General features: G+C 63.6%; 17 protein-coding genes. All 17 read right to left on the bottom strand.

The window, feature by feature from the left end:
* Window positions 1-121: 121 nt before the first annotated feature.
* The 17 genes from ACM9LZ_RS04690 to rpsH all read right to left on the bottom strand — a co-directional run bounded on the left by ACM9LZ_RS04690 (window position 122) and on the right by rpsH (window position 15,812).
* On the bottom strand, window positions 122-1,915 hold the full coding sequence (locus ACM9LZ_RS04690) for an acyl-CoA dehydrogenase (RefSeq protein ID WP_416618182.1): 1,794 nt from the start codon (window positions 1,913-1,915) through the stop codon (window positions 122-124).
* A gap of 88 nt (window positions 1,916-2,003) precedes the next feature.
* Complete coding sequence (locus ACM9LZ_RS04685; protein WP_416618181.1) at window positions 2,004-3,458, bottom strand: TrkH family potassium uptake protein; 1,455 nt, start codon at window positions 3,456-3,458, stop codon at window positions 2,004-2,006.
* A 207-nt stretch (window positions 3,459-3,665) separates the two neighbouring features.
* Entirely contained in the window at window positions 3,666-3,929 is a 264-nt protein-coding gene (locus ACM9LZ_RS04680) for a DUF2312 domain-containing protein (protein ID WP_054168339.1), read from the bottom strand.
* 136 nt (window positions 3,930-4,065) lie between these two features.
* Window positions 4,066-4,956 (bottom strand): DMT family transporter, encoded by an 891-nt coding sequence (locus tag ACM9LZ_RS04675; RefSeq protein WP_416618180.1) that lies wholly within the window; start codon window positions 4,954-4,956, stop codon window positions 4,066-4,068.
* A gap of 111 nt (window positions 4,957-5,067) precedes the next feature.
* The gene (gene fusA / locus ACM9LZ_RS04670) at window positions 5,068-7,209 is read right to left on the bottom strand and encodes an elongation factor G (RefSeq protein WP_416618179.1); all 2,142 of its coding nucleotides are present in this window, start codon (window positions 7,207-7,209) and stop codon (window positions 5,068-5,070) included.
* Window positions 7,210-7,892: 683 nt separating this feature from the next.
* Entirely contained in the window at window positions 7,893-8,321 is a 429-nt protein-coding gene (rplQ, locus tag ACM9LZ_RS04665) for a 50S ribosomal protein L17 (protein ID WP_102113032.1), read from the bottom strand.
* 155 nt (window positions 8,322-8,476) lie between these two features.
* The gene (locus ACM9LZ_RS04660; RefSeq protein ID WP_416618178.1) at window positions 8,477-9,493 is read right to left on the bottom strand and encodes a DNA-directed RNA polymerase subunit alpha; all 1,017 of its coding nucleotides are present in this window, start codon (window positions 9,491-9,493) and stop codon (window positions 8,477-8,479) included.
* Between the two features lie 130 nt (window positions 9,494-9,623).
* Window positions 9,624-10,019, bottom strand: coding sequence for a 30S ribosomal protein S11 (rpsK, locus tag ACM9LZ_RS04655; protein WP_416618177.1), 396 nt, complete (start codon window positions 10,017-10,019; stop codon window positions 9,624-9,626).
* A gap of 17 nt (window positions 10,020-10,036) precedes the next feature.
* Window positions 10,037-10,405, bottom strand: a complete 369-nt coding sequence (gene rpsM, locus ACM9LZ_RS04650) for a 30S ribosomal protein S13 (protein ID WP_416618176.1) — start codon at window positions 10,403-10,405, stop codon at window positions 10,037-10,039.
* A 366-nt stretch (window positions 10,406-10,771) separates the two neighbouring features.
* Window positions 10,772-11,416 carry an adenylate kinase gene (locus tag ACM9LZ_RS04645; protein WP_416618175.1) on the bottom strand — a complete coding sequence of 215 codons (645 nt, stop codon included), beginning with the start codon at window positions 11,414-11,416 and terminating at the stop codon, window positions 10,772-10,774.
* Complete coding sequence (secY, locus tag ACM9LZ_RS04640; RefSeq protein WP_416618174.1) at window positions 11,413-12,756, bottom strand: preprotein translocase subunit SecY; 1,344 nt, start codon at window positions 12,754-12,756, stop codon at window positions 11,413-11,415. The genes ACM9LZ_RS04645 and secY overlap by 4 nt, the downstream gene beginning before the upstream one ends.
* 404 nt (window positions 12,757-13,160) lie before the next feature.
* Window positions 13,161-13,631, bottom strand: a complete 471-nt coding sequence (rplO, locus tag ACM9LZ_RS04635; protein ID WP_416618173.1) for a 50S ribosomal protein L15 — start codon at window positions 13,629-13,631, stop codon at window positions 13,161-13,163.
* A 35-nt stretch (window positions 13,632-13,666) separates the two neighbouring features.
* Window positions 13,667-13,858, bottom strand: coding sequence for a 50S ribosomal protein L30 (rpmD, locus tag ACM9LZ_RS04630; RefSeq protein ID WP_416618172.1), 192 nt, complete (start codon window positions 13,856-13,858; stop codon window positions 13,667-13,669).
* Complete coding sequence (gene rpsE / locus ACM9LZ_RS04625) at window positions 13,858-14,484, bottom strand: 30S ribosomal protein S5 (protein WP_416618171.1); 627 nt, start codon at window positions 14,482-14,484, stop codon at window positions 13,858-13,860. Before rpsE ends, rpmD begins: the two co-directional genes overlap by 1 nt.
* 10 nt (window positions 14,485-14,494) lie before the next feature.
* Entirely contained in the window at window positions 14,495-14,857 is a 363-nt protein-coding gene (gene rplR / locus ACM9LZ_RS04620; protein ID WP_416618170.1) for a 50S ribosomal protein L18, read from the bottom strand.
* Between the two features lie 11 nt (window positions 14,858-14,868).
* Window positions 14,869-15,402 (bottom strand): 50S ribosomal protein L6, encoded by a 534-nt coding sequence (rplF, locus tag ACM9LZ_RS04615; protein WP_416618169.1) that lies wholly within the window; start codon window positions 15,400-15,402, stop codon window positions 14,869-14,871.
* Window positions 15,403-15,413: 11 nt separating this feature from the next.
* Window positions 15,414-15,812 carry a 30S ribosomal protein S8 gene (rpsH, locus tag ACM9LZ_RS04610; RefSeq protein ID WP_416618168.1) on the bottom strand — a complete coding sequence of 133 codons (399 nt, stop codon included), beginning with the start codon at window positions 15,810-15,812 and terminating at the stop codon, window positions 15,414-15,416.
* Between the last annotated feature and the right edge of the window lie 13 nt (window positions 15,813-15,825).

The raw sequence follows: 15,825 nt of genomic DNA, 5'->3' as shown, positions 1-15,825 counted from the left end.
CCGCTTCGGCGGCGTAGCCAAGCCAACACATGTTGGCGCCGGCAATTGAGGGGGGTGATCAGAGCCTATTGGTTCTGATCACCGCAAAATAGTATAAGCGGATCATGATGGCTTTTTACCATCACAACCATTCCGGCCGGACATCAAGCACGGTTCGGTCCAGGCTGGCCAGCAATGCCGCCTGCGTTATCGTCTTGGGCAGTTCGTGCGCGAAGAACCAGCGGCAGGCGGCCAGCTTGCCGTTCAGATAATCGGCATCCCCCTGCCCCGTCGCCAACCGGTCGGCGGCGGCCATGGCCTGGCGCAGCCAGATCCAGGCCAGCACCGTGTGGCCGAACATCTCCAGATACGCCGTGGCATTGGCCAGGCAGAGCGCCACATCCCCCGCGGCCCGTACCTGCCCCAGGCGGGCGGTGACGCTGGCCACGCGGGTCAGGGCATCGCGCAGGTCGGCCGCGTGGCCGGCCAGATCGGGCATGCCGGCCGCCCGGGCGATGGTGACCCCCATGGTACGGCCCAGCTCCTCCAGCGCCGCGCCGTTTTCCATGAACAGCTTGCGACCCAGCAGGTCATTGGCCTGGATACCATATGTGCCCTCATGGATCGGGTTCAGGCGGTTGTCGCGATAATACTGCTCCACCGGATAATCGCGGGTATAGCCATAGCCACCCAGAATCTGGATGGCCCATTTATTGGCTTCCAGACAATGTTCGGAAGGCCAGGACTTGGCGATGGGTGTCAGCAGTTCCAGCAGCAGGCCGGCCCGGCGCCGGTCGGCCGCGTCGGGCGCTGTCTTCTCCTCATCCACCAGTCGGGCGCAATAGAGGCAAAGGGCGATGGCGCCCTCTGCGGCCGCCTTCTGCTGCAGCAACATGCGCCGGACATCGGCATGTTCGATGATGGGGATCATGGGGCTGGCCGGATCGCGGGCCGCCAGGGGCCGCCCTTGCGTGCGCGTGCGCGCATAATCGGCGGAATAGCGATAGCCGGCATACCCCAGGGCCGCCGCCCCCAGCCCCACGCCGATCCGCGCCTCGTTCATCATCTGGAACATATAGGCCAGTCCCTGATGCGCCTGCCCCACCAGGAAGCCCTGGCAGCGCCCCTCCTCTCCAAAGGACAGGATGGTGCTGGTGGTGCCGCGATACCCCATCTTGTGCAGCAGGCTGACCAGCCGCACGTCATTATCCGGACCCAGACTGCCATCCGCGTTGATGCGATGGCGCGGCACGATGAACAGGCTGATGCCCTTCACGCCGGCCGGCGCGCCCTTGATTCTGGCCAGCACCATATGGACGATGTTTTCCGACAACTCATGCTCGCCGGCACTGATCCATTGCTTGGTCCCCGTGATGGCATAGGAACCGTCGGCATTGGGCACCGCACCGGTGCGGATATCGGCCAAGCTGCTGCCGGCCTGGGGTTCCGACAGGGCCATGGTGCCGAAGAAGCGGCCCGTCAGCATGGGGGCCAGGAACATCGCCTGCTGCCCGGGGCTGCCAAAGCTGCGGATCAGGTTGCCGGCCCCGATGGTCAGGAACGGATAGGCGGCCGTGGCGATGTTCGCCGTCTGGAAGAAGCTGAAGGCCGCCTGCACGACACACCAGGGAAGCTGAAGGCCACCCAGTTCCTCGTCATGGTGGGCAGCCATGAAGCCGGCACCCGCCAGGGCATCCACAGCCTCCTTCACGGCCGGCAGCATCACGACCTTGCCGTCGATGCGCTCCGGCTCATGCTTGTCGGTGTCGTGGTAATGGGGGCCGAACTTCGTGTCGGCCAGACCCGCAGCCGTATCCAGCACCTGGGACAGCGCGTCACGGTCCAGATGCGCATAGCGCGGGCGCGACAGCAGCCCCTCCAGGTCCAGCAGGCCATCCAGCAGAAAATCGATCTCGCGGCGATCCATCCGGCTCATGTGCCAGTCCCTCCCCTTTGTTCGCGGCCCGCTCGCACCGGGCTTCAAACAAATGTTTAAATGCGGAGAGGCCGCCCGTCGAGCGGCTTTACCGTCGCCAGAAGGACGGGCTGATCAGGACCAGCACCGTGAACAGTTCCAGCCGGCCCAGCAACATGCCAAGCGACATGATCCAGATGCCGAAATCATGCAACGGGTCGTAATTGCCGACCGGACCGATAGCCTGGGAAAGACCGGGGCCGACATTGCTGACGGCCGTCGCCGCCGCGGAAATGGCCGTGACGTAATCCAGCCCCGTCAGGGCCAGCAGCACACCGAAGACCAGGATCAGCGCCATGTAGAGGAAGATGAAGCTCATCACCGAGACGATGACGTCGGCATCCACCAGCTTGCCATTATAGGAAAGCGGCATGACGCGATTGGGGCTGAACAGCCGGTGGACCTGCATGCGCATCGCCAGCCACAGGATCTCGAACCGGAACATCTTGATCCCGCCGGAAGTGGAACCCGTGCAGCCGCCCACCAGGGTCAGGATGAAGAACAGCGCCACGGGCCCGTGACCCCAGGCCAGATAATCGGTGGAAGAGAAGCCCGTGGTGGTGATCAGCGAGACGCAGTTGAAGAAGGAATGGCGGATGGCATCGGTAGCCCCCATCTGCCCCGTGGCCATCAGATAGATGGCCAGCAGTGAGGCCACAATCCCGGTAAAGGCCGTATAGGTACGGACCTGACTGTCATGCCACAGGGCCTTGACATCGCCCTTGATCATGCTGATAAACCGGACGAACGGCAGGCTGCCCAGGAACATGAACAGGATGATGATCCATTCGGCGGCAGGGTTCTGGAAATAGCCGATCGAACTGTCCTTGGTGGAGAAGCCACCCGTCCCCAGCGCGGTCATCGAATGATTGATGGCGTCGAACATGCCGAGGCCCGCCATCTTCAACAGGATGATGCAGATGATGGTCAGCGCGAGATAAACCCAGCCGAAGCCAAGGGCCATATCGGCGGCGCGCGGCACCACCTTGTCGGACTTGTCCGATGATTCGCTGCGGAAAAGCTGCATCCCGCCGACCCGCAGGAACGGCAGGATCACGATGCCCATGCCCACGATACCGATACCGCCCAGCCAGACCAGCAGCGAGCGCCAAAGCAGCACGCCGGGCGGCAATGTCTGGACCGACGAATAGGCGCTGGCCCCCGTGGTGGTCAGGCCCGACATGGCCTCGAAATAGGCATTGGTATAGGACAGCCCCTGTTCGGTGAAGACGAATGGCAGGGCCGCGAAGGCGCAGACGATGATCCAGGCGACGGATGTCAGGATGAATGTCTGGCGCAACGACAGCGCGATGCGCCCCGACCGGTTCATCAGCATCAGCAGCACGCCGAAAAACAGGGTCAGCGCCGACGACACGGCGAAGACACGCCAATCATCATGGCCGGCGGCCAGGTCGGCCGTCAGCGGCGCCACCATCGCCAGCGCGATGACCGACAAAAGCGCACCGATGACATAGAAGATGGGGCGAACGTCCAGGGAGAGCATGGCACTCCGATGGTTGGGCCGGCCGGCATATGCCACCCTTCGCGAAGGGCGTCCGGCCGTCAAGGACTTGATGCCGAAAAACGGACGGCCGGGACGATACCCGGCCGATCCAAGTATATGCGCCGCCCGGCGCGGTGGCAGCCGTTGCCGCCGGTGCCGATGATTTCCGGGAAGGCCCGGCGCTCATCGATCAGGGCGGCAGAAGGATCACTCGATCCCCAGCGCCGCCTTGTACAGTTCCAGAAGGGCGTCCATCTCCTGACGGTCTTCCTTCTCCATCCGGCGGATGCGGATGATCTGGCGCATCACCTTTGTATCGAAGCCGGTGCCCTTCGCCTCGGCATAGATATCCTTGATATCGTCCTGGATACCCTTTTTCTCCTCCTCCAGGCGTTCGATACGCTCGATGAAGGAGCGCAGACGGTCGGCCGCGATACCGCCGACATCGTTGGAGGTTGCGGCGTCAGACATGATGCCTCTTACCTTGCGATAGTGTTGGAAGTGGGGGGACCTTAGCCAGCCGGCCCGACGGACGCAAGCCGGTTGGTGACGCCATCGCCGGCCGGCCGCCGGCCCCACCGCGCGCGTGGGAGGTTCTACCGCCCGGTCACCGCCGCAGGACCAGGGCCACACCGCCGGCCGTCAACGCCATGCCAGCCAACGCCAGCGGCCCCAAGCGCTCACCGAACAGCGCCCAGGCCATCACCGCCGTGACCGGCGGCACCAGATAGAACAGACTGGCCACTTTCGACGCCGCCCCCTGCCGGATCAGGGCGAACAGCAGGAACACGGCCCCCACCGACAGGACCAGACAAAGCCAGAGCAGGGCGAAAATGAACGCCCCCGTCCACCGGACATGCATGGTTTCCAGCATCGGCGCCAGAATGGCCAGGACGGCGCCTGTCGCGCCGTACTGGATGGCGGTGCCGGTACGCAGATCCATTTCCGCGCAATAGCGCTTCTGATAGAGCGTACCCCCTGTGATGCCCATCAGGGCCACACCGCACAGGGCGAGCCCCAGCGGCGTTCCGATACCCAGGGCCAGCTTCTCCCACACCACGGCCACCACGCCGCCAAGGCCGAGCACCAGCCCGAGCCACTGGCGCCGGGTCAGCCTTTCGCCGAACAGGGGACCCGCCGCCAGCGCTGTCAGCAGGGGCTGCATGCCGACGATGACGGCCACCGGGCCCGCCGGCACGCCCTGGTCCAGGGCCGCGAACACACCGCCCAGATAAAGCCCGTGAACCAGCAGCCCGGCCACGGCGATGTGGGCGGCCGCCCGCCAGCTGCCGGGCCAGGGCGCCTTCACCCAGGCGGAAACGATCGTCAGCGCCACGGCCACCAGCGCCATGCGCCAGAGCAGGAAAGTCAGCGGCTCCGCATGGGGAAGCCCCAGCTTGCCGCCGATGAAGCCCGTGCTCCACAGCAGCACGAACAGGGCGGGCGCGGCTTGCTGCCAATGGGGGGCGGTCATGCGCGGGGTGGACGGGGTCGACATCGGGACGGGCACCGGGTGGACATGGATGAAGGCTCTGGAACGGAAAACGGCCGCCCCCGGATGGGGACGGCCGTAAACCTCAGGCAATCAGCCGGCAATGGATATGCCGGATCAGCCGTTCTTGCCCTGCTTGGCGACGATTTCGTCGGCCACGTTACGGGGCACCGGATCGTAGTGCGAGAACTCCATGGTGAAGGAGCCGCGACCCGACGTCATGCCACGCAGCTGGCCGATATAGCCGAACATTTCGGACAGCGGAACGTGGCTCTCGACGGCGATGTTGTTGCCGCGCTCCAGCTGACCCAGGATCGTGCCGCGACGACGGTTCACGTCGCCGATCACGTCACCCAGGTAATCCTCCGGCACCACGACCTCGACCTTCATGATCGGCTCCAGCAGCACCGGGCCGGCCAGCTTCATGGCCTCACGGAAGCAGGCCTTCGCGGCGATTTCGAAGGTCAGGGCGTTGGAGTCGACGTCGTGATACTTGCCGTCGATCAGCGTGGCCTTGAAGTCCACAGTCGGATAGCCGGCGATGACACCGTCTTCCTTCTGCATCTGCAGGCCCTTGTCGACCGACGGGATGTATTCACGCGGCACGGTACCGCCGACCACCTGGTCGACGAACGCATAGCCCTGGCCCCGCTCCTGCGGCTCGAACACGATCTTCACTTCAGCGAACTGGCCCGAACCGCCGGTCTGCTTCTTGTGGGTATAGATATGCGTGACCGGACGGGTGATCGTCTCGCGATAGGCCACCTGCGGACGGCCCATGACGCCTTCCACACCATATTCGGTGCGGACGCGGTCCAGGGTGACTTCCAGGTGCAGTTCGCCCATGCCGCGCAGCAGGGTCTGGCCGGTCTCACGATCGGTTTCCAGACGCAGCGAGGGGTCGGCACGGACCATCTTGCCGATGGCGGCACCGAACTTGTCCTGGTCACCGCGGTTCTTCGGCTCGATGGAGACGGAGATCACGGGGTCGGGGAAGCGCATGCGCTCCAGCACGACGGGAGCGGTCGGATCGCACAGCGTGTCGCCGGTATCGGTTTCGGCCAGCGACACGAAGGCGACGATGTCGCCGGCGCGGCACTCATCCAGATCGTTGGTGTCCTTGGCGAACATCTCCACGATACGGCCGATGCGCTCACGCTTGCCACGGGTGGTGTTCAGCAGGGCGGAACCCTTGGTCACGACGCCCGAATAGACGCGGACGAAGGTCAGCGAGCCGTACTTGTCGTTCAGCACCTTGAAGGCCAGGCCCGAGAAGGGCTCGTCGTCGGAGCAGACGCGCTCGCCGTCCGGGTTGCCATCGGGGTCCACCGTCTTGATGGCTTCCACGTCGGTCGGGGCCGGGAGGTAAGCCACAACGGCGTCCAGAAGCTGCGGCACGCCCTTGTTCTTGTAGGAGGAGCCGCACAGGACCGGCACGAAGGCACCATCGATGGTGGCCTTGCGGATGCAAGCCTTCAGCACATCGACCGACGGCTCGCTGCCGTCCGTCAGATAGGCTTCCATGGCATCTTCGTCCTGCTCGACGCAGGCTTCCACCAGATCCTGGCGATACTGCTTGTACTGGGACAGCAGCTCGCGGTCGTAGGCGTTGGTGATCTTCAGCTTGTCAGCCAGATCATCCGTGACTTCCCACTCTTCCCACTTGGCATCCTTCTCGTCGGAGAACCAGACATAGGCCTTCATCTCGACGAGGTCGATCATGCCGTGGAAATCATCTTCCGAGCCGATCGGCATCTGCAGCGGCACCGGGCGCGAGCCCAGGCGGTCAACAACCATCTTCACCGTGCGGCGGAAATTCGCGCCCGAGCGATCCAGCTTGTTGACATAGCACATGCGCGGAACCTTGTAGTTGTCCGCGAGGCGCCAGTTGGTCTCGGTCTGCGGCTCCACGCCGGCCACACCGTCGAACACGACGACAGCGCCGTCGAGCACGCGCAAGCTACGGTTCACCTCGATGGTGAAGTCCACGTGGCCCGGGGTGTCGATGACGTTGATCTTCTTGCCCTTCCAGAAGCAGGACACGGCCGCCGACTGAATCGTGATGCCGCGCTTCTGTTCCTGCTCCATGTAGTCGGTCGTCGTCGACGTCTTCAGATCCTTGGTATCATGAACGTCGATGATCGTGTGCTTGCGACCGGTATAGTACAGGATGCGCTCGGTCGTCGTCGTCTTGCCGGCATCGACGTGGGCGATGATGCCGATATTCCGGATATCAGAAAGCGGGGTAGTGCGGGGCATAAGAAGGGCTCCGTCGTCCAGCGTCGTGTCAAAACAGATCAAACGACCCGGCGTGGTGAGGTCGAGTGCGTGGATGAGGCGGGAGGAACCACGAGGCCGCAGCACCCATCCCGCACGAAAAAAACCGGGGTGCCGAAAGCACAAAGGCCTCGGTTCCCCGGTGGCGGCCTATTTAGCGCGGATGCGCCTATATGCCAAGGGGGGATATGGCATGACGGGTAAGCGCGGGGGGATGGGGACGGCATGGGCGCGCGTACTTTTCAGCACCACCATCCGCCGTTCCCACTATACGCGCCACGTCACCCGCCACGATTTTCCAGGTGAGGTTATTCCGGATGGCTGCTGGTAACGAGCCGGTACCGGACTGGGTGGAGGCATTCGACCGTGAAGACCCCAGTTTCGAAAGCAATGGGTCAACAGGAGATGACGCGGACTGCGCTCGCGGCCCCGTTGGGCGCCAGTCGCAATCAGGAAGGCTGGATTCTGCACCTGCCGGCTTGTGACTGGATCACGGGTGGGCGCCTTAAAGCGGACTCTGATACTTCTCGCCTGGAAGGATCTGCGGGTTGAACCGCAGCATTCCATGCAGGATCGATCGGCACAAGATATCGGCGTACATAAAAAAAACCCCGACGGGATTGCTCCCGCCGGGGTTTTTCATACGATCAACCGTACACCTGAAATCAGGCGGCGGCTTCCTCGCCGTCCTCATCCTTGACCAGGACCGGGCCGCTGTCCTGGCCCTTGGCGGCCACGTCGCGGTCAACGAACTCGATGATGGCCATCGGGGCGTTGTCGCCATAGCGGAAGCCGGCCTTCAGGACGCGGGTATAGCCACCGTTGCGATCCTTGTAACGCTCGGCGATGACGGTGAACAGCTTGTCCACAACGGCATTGTCGCGCAGCTCGGCATAGGCCAGACGCTTGTTGGCCAGGCCGCCCTTCTTGCCGAGCGTGATCAGCTTCTCGACGATCGGACGCAGGTCCTTGGCCTTCGGCAGGGTCGTCTTGATCTGCTCGTGCTTGATCAGGGCGTTCGCCATGTTGGAGAACATGGCCAGACGGTGGGAGGTGGTGCGGCTGAACTTACGCCCGGACATTCCATGACGCATGGGTACTCTCCTTCATAGCATGGCCCCGCTGGGCGGAACCGATGGCGATCCCCGCAAGCGCCGGTACCCGGAAGGGCCAGTACGGCGGGGGTGGGCGGAATGCCCGGTACGCAAAAGCGGGCGGAACCTAGACGGCTCCGCCCGTAAAATCAAGCTCAGTACGGCTCTTCCAGACGCTTGGCCAGGTCCTCGATATTCTCAGGCGGCCAGTTCGGGATTTCCATGCCGAGATGCAGACCCATCTGGGCCAGCACTTCCTTGATCTCGTTCAGCGACTTGCGGCCGAAGTTCGGGGTACGGAGCATCTCCGCCTCGGTCTTCTGCACCAGATCACCGATATAGACGATGTTGTCGTTCTTGAGGCAGTTGGCCGAACGGACCGACAGTTCCAGCTCGTCGACCTTGCGCAGCAGGTTCTTGTTGAAGGGGATCTCGTCCGCCTTCGACTCGGCCACGGCAGCCTGCGGCTCCTCGAAATTGATGAACATCTGCAGCTGGTCCTGCAGGATGCGGGCGGCGATGGCCACCGCGTCTTCCGGCGTGACCGCACCGTTGGTCTCAACGGTCAGCAGCAGCTTGTCATAGTCCGTGGTCTGGCCGACGCGGGTGTTTTCCACCTTGTAGGCGACCTTGCGGACGGGCGAGAAGATGCTGTCGACCGGGATCAGGCCGATCGGGGCGTCTTCCGGACGGTTCATGGAGGCGGGGATATAGCCCTTGCCCGAATGAACGGTCAGTTCCATGTTGAGCCGCGCGCCGGCGTCCAGCGTGCAGATCACGTGATCGGGGTCCAGCACCTCGATATCGGCGCCGGTGTCGATCATGCCGGCAACGACATTGCACGGGCCTTCGGCGCGCAGACGCATGCGGCGGGGGCCTTCGGCACCCATCTTCAGCGCCATGGCCTTGATGTTCAGGACGATGTCCGTCACATCCTCGCGCACGCCCGGGATCGACGAGAATTCATGCAGCACGCCGTCGATATGGATCGACGTGACAGCGGCACCCTGCAGGGACGACAGCAGGACGCGACGCAGCGAATTGCCCAGCGTCAGGCCAAAGCCACGCTCCAGCGGGCCGGCGACGATGACGGCGTCACGCTTCGGGTCATTGCCCGGCGTGATTTCCAACTTGTTCGGCTTTTCGAGAGTCTGCCAGTTCTTCTGGATCACGGCTGTGCCTCATGCCATCGGGGGAAAACAACGTCCCGGCGCAGGGGTTCCGTTCCATTCTGGGCCGCCACGATGGCATGTGGCGGCCTTTCCCGAACGGAGCCTGCTCCGGGACGATGAGCAACAGAAATCAGACGCGACGCTTCTTCGGCGGGCGAACGCCGTTGTGCGGGATCGGCGTCACGTCGCGGATGGACGTGATCTGGAAGCCGATCGACTGCAGGGCGCGCAGAGCCGATTCACGGCCCGAACCCGGACCCTTCACTTCGACTTCCAGGGTCTTCATGCCGTGTTCCTGCGCCTTGCGGCCGGCATCCTCGGCAGCGACCTGCGCCGCGTAGGGCGTGGACTTGCGCGAACCCTTGAAGCCCATCGTGCCCGACGAGGACCAGGCAATGGTGTTGCCCTGGGCGTCGGTGATGGTGATCATGGTGTTGTTGAAGCTGGCATTCACATGCGCGACGCCAGAGGTGATGTTCTTACGCTCGCGACGGCGAAGACGCGCGGCGGCATTGGGCTTGGCCATTTGGTCCTACTCCCGTCTTACTTCTTCTTACCGGCGATCGGCTTGGCCGGGCCCTTGCGGGTGCGCGCATTGGTATGCGTGCGCTGGCCATGAACCGGCAGGCCCTTGCGATGACGCAGGCCGCGGTAGGAAACCATGTCCATCAGACGCTTGATGTTCATGGCGACTTCGCGACGCAGGTCACCTTCGACCTTGTAGTCGCTGTCGATGGTCTCGCGGATCCGCAGGACCTCGTCGTCGGTAAGCTGGTTGACGCGGCGCTCGGCCGGGATGCCAACCTTGGCGCAGATGTCGGAAGCGAACTTCGGACCAATGCCGTGAATGTACTGAAGGGCGATCACCACACGCTTTGCCGTGGGGATATTGACGCCAGCGATACGCGCCACGTGTCTTCTCCTCGTTATGCCCGGCCGGACGGCCGGACGATCTTCGTCCACATCCCGCCTGCCGGTTCCGGCACCCGTGGCGGGGCGACCGGTCGGCTTCGGGACATCTCATCCGAAGAAACCCGGATACGGCTCCAGGCCTCCAAATGCATACACACGCCAACGACGCCCCCGGCGAAAAGCCGATGGACGGGTATGGTCGTGCGCGTCCGATCCTTGCGGGATCGAAGGCGCGGAGTATAGGCAGCGCGCCGGCACTGTCAAGCATCCCGGCAAGGGTCTGGCATGCGCGGCACAAAAGAAACGGGGCGGTGCCCAAGGCCCGCCCCGTTCTCGTTCGCCCAGGTCCGGACTTCCGGAAGCTGATCAGCCGATGATGGCTTCCAACTGCCGGGTGACCTCATCCATGTCAGCCATGCCGTCCACCTGCTTCAGCACACCGCGACCGCGGTAGTAGGGCAGGATGGGTGCCGTGTCGCGTTCATAGGCGGCAAGACGCTTGCCGAAGGTCTCGGCATTGTCATCGGCGCGGCGGGTGAACTCGGTCGAACCGCAATTGTCGCACACGCCGGACGTGGCGGTCGGCTTGAACGTGTCGTGATAGCCGGCGCCGCACTTGGCACAGGTGAAGCGCCCCGTCACTCGGGTGACCAGTGCCGGACCGTCCACCTTCATCTCGATCACATGATCCAGCTTCAGGCCCTTCTCGGCCAGCATGCTGTCCAGCGCCTCGGCCTGCGGCACGGTGCGCGGGAAACCGTCAAGGATGAAGCCCTTGGCGCAATCCGGCTGTTCGATCCGTTCGGCGATCATGGCAATCATGACCTCGTCGGGTACAAGCTGGCCGGCCTTCATGATGGCATCGGCCCGCTGCCCCAGTTCGGAGCCACTGCGCACGGCCGCCCGGAGCATATCACCGGTCGAAAGCTGCACGGTGCCGTACTTCTTCTCCAGACGCTGGGACTGCGTCCCCTTGCCCGCCCCCGGCGGTCCCAACAAAATCAGGTTCATCCACGTCTCCCACGCAGCTTGGCCTTCTTGATCAGGCCTTCATACTGATGCGCCAGAAGGTGGGAGTGGATCTGAGCCACCGTATCCAGGGTCACCGTCACCATGATCAGCAGGCTGGTACCGCCGAAATAGAAGGCGGCCCCATACTCCGCCATCATCAGTTCGGGCAGCAGGCAGACCACCGTGATGTAGGCGGCCCCCACCACCGTCAAACGGGTCAGCACGAAATCCAGATAATCGGCCGTGTTCTTGCCGGGCCGGATGCCCGGTATGAACCCGCCATACTTCTTCAGATTGTCCGCCGTTTCGGTCGGATTGAAGACAATGGCGGTATAAAAGAAACAGAAAAAGACAATCAGCGCCGTATACAGGATCATATAAAGCGGCGTGCCGTGGGCCACGTTGCGCGTGATCATGGACAGCCATTCCGGCCCACCGCTCGACGAGAAGCCGACCGCCGTCAGCGGCAGCAGCAACAGCGACGACGCGAAAATGGGCGGAATGACGCCGGCCGTATTCAGCTTCAGCGGCAGATGCGAGGCTTCACCGCCATACATCTTGTTGCCAACCTGGCGCTTGGGATACTGCACGATCAAGCGGCGCTGCGCGCGCTCGAAGAACACGATCCCCGTGATCACGATGACGGCCAGCAGCAGCACGCCGATAATGAACCAGGTGCTCATGGCGCCGGTACGGCCCAACTCCAGGATCTGGGCCAGCGCACCGGGCAATGCCGCGACGATGCCCGAAAAGATGATCAGCGAGATGCCATTGCCAACGCCGCGCGCCGTGATCTGCTCACCCAGCCACATCAGGAACATCGTGCCGCCAACCATCGTGATGACGGTCGACAGGCGGAAGAACCAGCCCGGATCGATCACGACACCGCCTCCCGCCTGGTTCATGCCCTCCAGGCCAAGCGCCAGCCCGTAGGACTGCACCACGGCCAGGGCCACCGTCAGGTAGCGCGTGTACTGGTTGATCTTCTTCCGGCCCGATTCGCCTTCCTTCTTCAAGGTCTCCAGCGTCGGCGACACAGCGGTCATGAGCTGAATGATGATCGAGGCGGAAATGTAGGGCATGATGTTGAGCGCGAAGATGCTCATGCGCTCGACAGCACCACCGGCGAACATGTTGAACATGCCCAGGATGCCGCCCGACTGGTCGGCGAAGAAACTGGCGAAGGCGCCGGAATCGATACCCGGCAGCGGAATATAGGTCCCCAGACGGTAGACGATCAGCGCCCCCAGGGTGAACCAAATCCGCTTCTTGAGCTCGGTCGCCTTGGAAAAGGCGCCGAAACTCATATTCGCGGCAAGCTGTTCAGCGGCGGATGCCATAAAAGGCCTCTTGGCAAGTCACATTGCTGGCCGAAACACACGGCCAGTCCTTCTCACAGCGTATCAACAGGACATAGGGCCATGCGGTCAACATGAAAAACGGTCGCGCCACGATGCCATGTGCTGTTGGCGGGGGTTCGCCGTCCCTCGCTTCGACGGGTCAGGGGCCTTCCCCTTCCGGTCTGCCGCGGGGAAATATCCCGCAAACCGTCGCACGGTCAATGCCACTATCGTCGGGGTCGTGCCGACGTTGACAGAGCCATGCCCTTTCCATGGAGAAACCACCAGGAACTCCCCTGCTCCCCGCTTCGCTGATGCAGGAAAGTGCGTGGGAACCAAACGCAACGAGGCCCCGGGTCGCCCCGGGGCCTCGTCACCAACGTCACTGTCGCAAGGGTGCTCGCTCAGGCCTCGACGGCCGGGACGTTCACCTTGCCACCCGCCTTCTGCACGGCCTCGACGGCACCGGCGGAAGCGCCGGCAACATCGAAGGTGACAGCGGCGGTGATGGCGCCCTTGTTCAGCAGGCGCACGCCATCGCGGGCGGCACGAGCCAGACCGGCATTCACCAGCGCTTCGGCGTTCACGGTCTCCGCGGCGTTCAGGCGACCATCATCGATGGCCTTCTGCACGGCGCCGACATTGACCACGGCATAGTCCTTGGCGAACGGAGCGTTGGAGAAACCACGCTTCGGCAGACGGCGATGCAGAGGCATCTGGCCGCCTTCGAAGCCCTTGATCGACACGCCCGTGCGCGACTTCTGGCCCTTCACGCCACGACCACCGGTCTTGCCCTTGCCGGACCCGATCCCGCGGCCGATACGCATGCGGCCCTTGCGGGCGCCTTCGTTTTCGGTGATTTCGTTGAGCTTCATGGTTTTGATCCTTCAGGCCGTATCGGGGACGCCTCTTACGAGGCCTCCTCGACGCGCACGAGGTGCCGAACCTTGGCAATCATCCCGCGGACGGAGGGGGTATCCTCCAGTTCGCGGGTGCGGTTCAGCTTGTTGAGGCCCAGACCGATCAGGGTCGCGCGCTGATCGGACTTGCGTCCGATCGGGCTGCCCGTCTGGGTCACGATGACGGTGCTCTTCTCAGCCATTATGCGGCCTCCTTCTCACCAGCGCCATCGCGCTTGCCGAGAATGTCGGAGACGCGGCGGCCACGACGGGCAGCAACCGAACGCGGGCTGACGCACTGCGCCAGGGCGTCGAAGGTCGCCTTGATCATGTTGTGCGGGTTGGAGGTGCCGACCGACTTGGTCACCACGTCCGCCACGCCCAGCGCTTCGAAGATGGCGCGCATCGGGCCGCCCGCGATGATGCCGGTACCCGGAGGGGCAGCGCGCAGCACGACCTTGCCGGCACCGAAGTGACCGTACACGTCATGATGCAGCGTGCGACCTTCGCGCAGGGGTACGCGGATCATGGAGCGCTTGGCCTGGTCGGTGGCCTTGCGAATGGCTTCCGGCACTTCACGGGCCTTGCCCGATCCGACGCCGACGCGGCCCTTCGCATCACCGACCACGACGATGGCGGCAAAGCCGAAGCGACGGCCACCCTTCACCACCTTGGCGACGCGGTTAATCCCGACAAGCTTCTCGACGAGATCGTCGCCTTCGCGCTCTTCGCGACGCTCGCGGTTGTCCCCGCGATCACGGCGTTCGCCGCGATCGCGGTTCCGCCGCTCACCCTCGCCGCCGGCCGCGCTGTTCTCATTACGAGCCATTGCTACCCCCTTAGAACTGCAGGCCGGCCTCACGGGCGGCGTCGGCCAAGGCCTTCACACGCCCGTGATACAGGTACTGACCACGGTCGAAATAAACGCTGCTGACACCCTTCTCGACGGCGCGTTCGGCAATCAACTTGCCGACCGCCTTTGCCGCCTCGATGTCCGCACCGGTCTTCAGGCCGTCGCGCAGCGTCTTTTCCAGAGTCGACGCGGAGACCAGCGTATGGCCCTCCGTATCGTCGATGATCTGGGCATAGATATGCTGGCTCGACCGGAAAACGGAGAGACGCACGCGACCGCCGCCAACCTTGCGGAGCCGGGCACGCACCCGCGCCTTGCGGCGCGCGTTGAGATCCTGTTGCTTGCTCATCGACGTCCGCCTTACTTCTTCTTGCCTTCCTTGCGGATGATCGTCTCGTTATCGTACTTCACACCCTTGCCCTTGTAGGGCTCGGGCGGACGATAACCACGGATCTCCGCGGCGATCTGACCAACCTGCTGCTTATCAGCACCGCTGATCGAGATGGAGGTCGGCTTGTCGCACTTCATCGTGATACCCGCGGGAATGGGGTAACGGATGTCGTGGCTGAAACCGAGGTTCAGCACAAGCTCGCTGCCAGCGACGGCGGCCTTGTAGCCGACGCCGGTGATTTCGAGGTTGCGCGTGAAACCCTTCTCCACCCCGGTCACCAAGTTGGAAACATTGGTGCGGGCCGTCGCCCAGTTCTGGCGGGCGCGGACCGTTTCGGCGCGCGGCAGGACGGTGATCTTACCGTCCTCCAGCTTGGCTTCGATTTCGTCGATGAGGGTCAGGCTGAGCTCGCCCAGCTTGCCCTTCGCGGTGATGGTCTGACCGGTGACCTGGACGGTAACCCCGGCCGGGACCGGCACCGGATGCTTTCCGATACGCGACATGGCCGTGCTCCTTAGAACACCTTGCAGAGGACCTCGCCGCCGACATTGGCAGCGCGGGCTTCCGCATCAGACATGACGCCACGCGGCGTCGACAGGATCGAAATGCCCAGGCCATTAAAGACCCGCGGCAGATCGGCGATCTTCGAATAGATGCGGCGGCCCGGCTTGGAAACGCGATGCACTTCCTTGATGACCGGCTCGCCTTCGAAGTATTTCAGTTCGATGCGCAGGGACTGCACACCGGGACGGTCCTCTTCCACGGAATAACCGCGGATGTAACCTTCACGCTTCAAAACCTCCAGCACATTGGCACGGAGCTTCGAGGCGGGGCTCGTCACGACCGACATACGGGCCTTCTGACCATTGCGGATGCGGGTCAGCATATCGCCCAGGGGATCGCTCAGGCTCATTACCCGACCCTCC

The sequence above is a fragment of the Niveispirillum fermenti genome, from assembly GCF_048066175.1.
Lineage (GTDB): Bacteria > Pseudomonadota > Alphaproteobacteria > Azospirillales > Azospirillaceae > Niveispirillum > Niveispirillum fermenti.
This window is presented reverse-complemented; position numbering and strand designations above follow the sequence as displayed.

Excerpts from the sequence above, each read along its gene's own strand:
- rpsH (WP_416618168.1), bottom strand. The coding sequence starts at position 15,812 with ATGAGCCTGAGCGATCCCCTGGGCGATATGCTGACCCGCATCCGCAAT.
- rpmD (WP_416618172.1), bottom strand. The coding sequence starts at position 13,858 with ATGGCTGAGAAGAGCACCGTCATCGTGACCCAGACGGGCAGCCCGATC.
- rplO (WP_416618173.1), bottom strand. The coding sequence starts at position 13,631 with ATGAAGCTCAACGAAATCACCGAAAACGAAGGCGCCCGCAAGGGCCGC.
- ACM9LZ_RS04685 (WP_416618181.1), bottom strand. The coding sequence starts at position 3,458 with ATGCTCTCCCTGGACGTTCGCCCCATCTTCTATGTCATCGGTGCGCTT.
- rplF (WP_416618169.1), bottom strand. The coding sequence starts at position 15,402 with ATGTCGCGTATCGGAAAGCATCCGGTGCCGGTCCCGGCCGGGGTTACC.
- ACM9LZ_RS04690 (WP_416618182.1), bottom strand. The coding sequence starts at position 1,915 with ATGAGCCGGATGGATCGCCGCGAGATCGATTTTCTGCTGGATGGCCTG.
- ACM9LZ_RS04680 (WP_054168339.1), bottom strand. The coding sequence starts at position 3,929 with ATGTCTGACGCCGCAACCTCCAACGATGTCGGCGGTATCGCGGCCGAC.
- ACM9LZ_RS04675 (WP_416618180.1), bottom strand. The coding sequence starts at position 4,956 with ATGTCGACCCCGTCCACCCCGCGCATGACCGCCCCCCATTGGCAGCAA.
- ACM9LZ_RS04645 (WP_416618175.1), bottom strand. The coding sequence starts at position 11,416 with ATGAACCTGATTTTGTTGGGACCGCCGGGGGCGGGCAAGGGGACGCAG.
- rplQ (WP_102113032.1), bottom strand. The coding sequence starts at position 8,321 with ATGCGTCATGGAATGTCCGGGCGTAAGTTCAGCCGCACCACCTCCCAC.
- rpsK (WP_416618177.1), bottom strand. The coding sequence starts at position 10,019 with ATGGCCAAGCCCAATGCCGCCGCGCGTCTTCGCCGTCGCGAGCGTAAG.
- fusA (WP_416618179.1), bottom strand. The coding sequence starts at position 7,209 with ATGCCCCGCACTACCCCGCTTTCTGATATCCGGAATATCGGCATCATC.
- secY (WP_416618174.1), bottom strand. The coding sequence starts at position 12,756 with ATGGCATCCGCCGCTGAACAGCTTGCCGCGAATATGAGTTTCGGCGCC.
- rpsE (WP_416618171.1), bottom strand. The coding sequence starts at position 14,484 with ATGGCTCGTAATGAGAACAGCGCGGCCGGCGGCGAGGGTGAGCGGCGG.
- rplR (WP_416618170.1), bottom strand. The coding sequence starts at position 14,857 with ATGAGCAAGCAACAGGATCTCAACGCGCGCCGCAAGGCGCGGGTGCGT.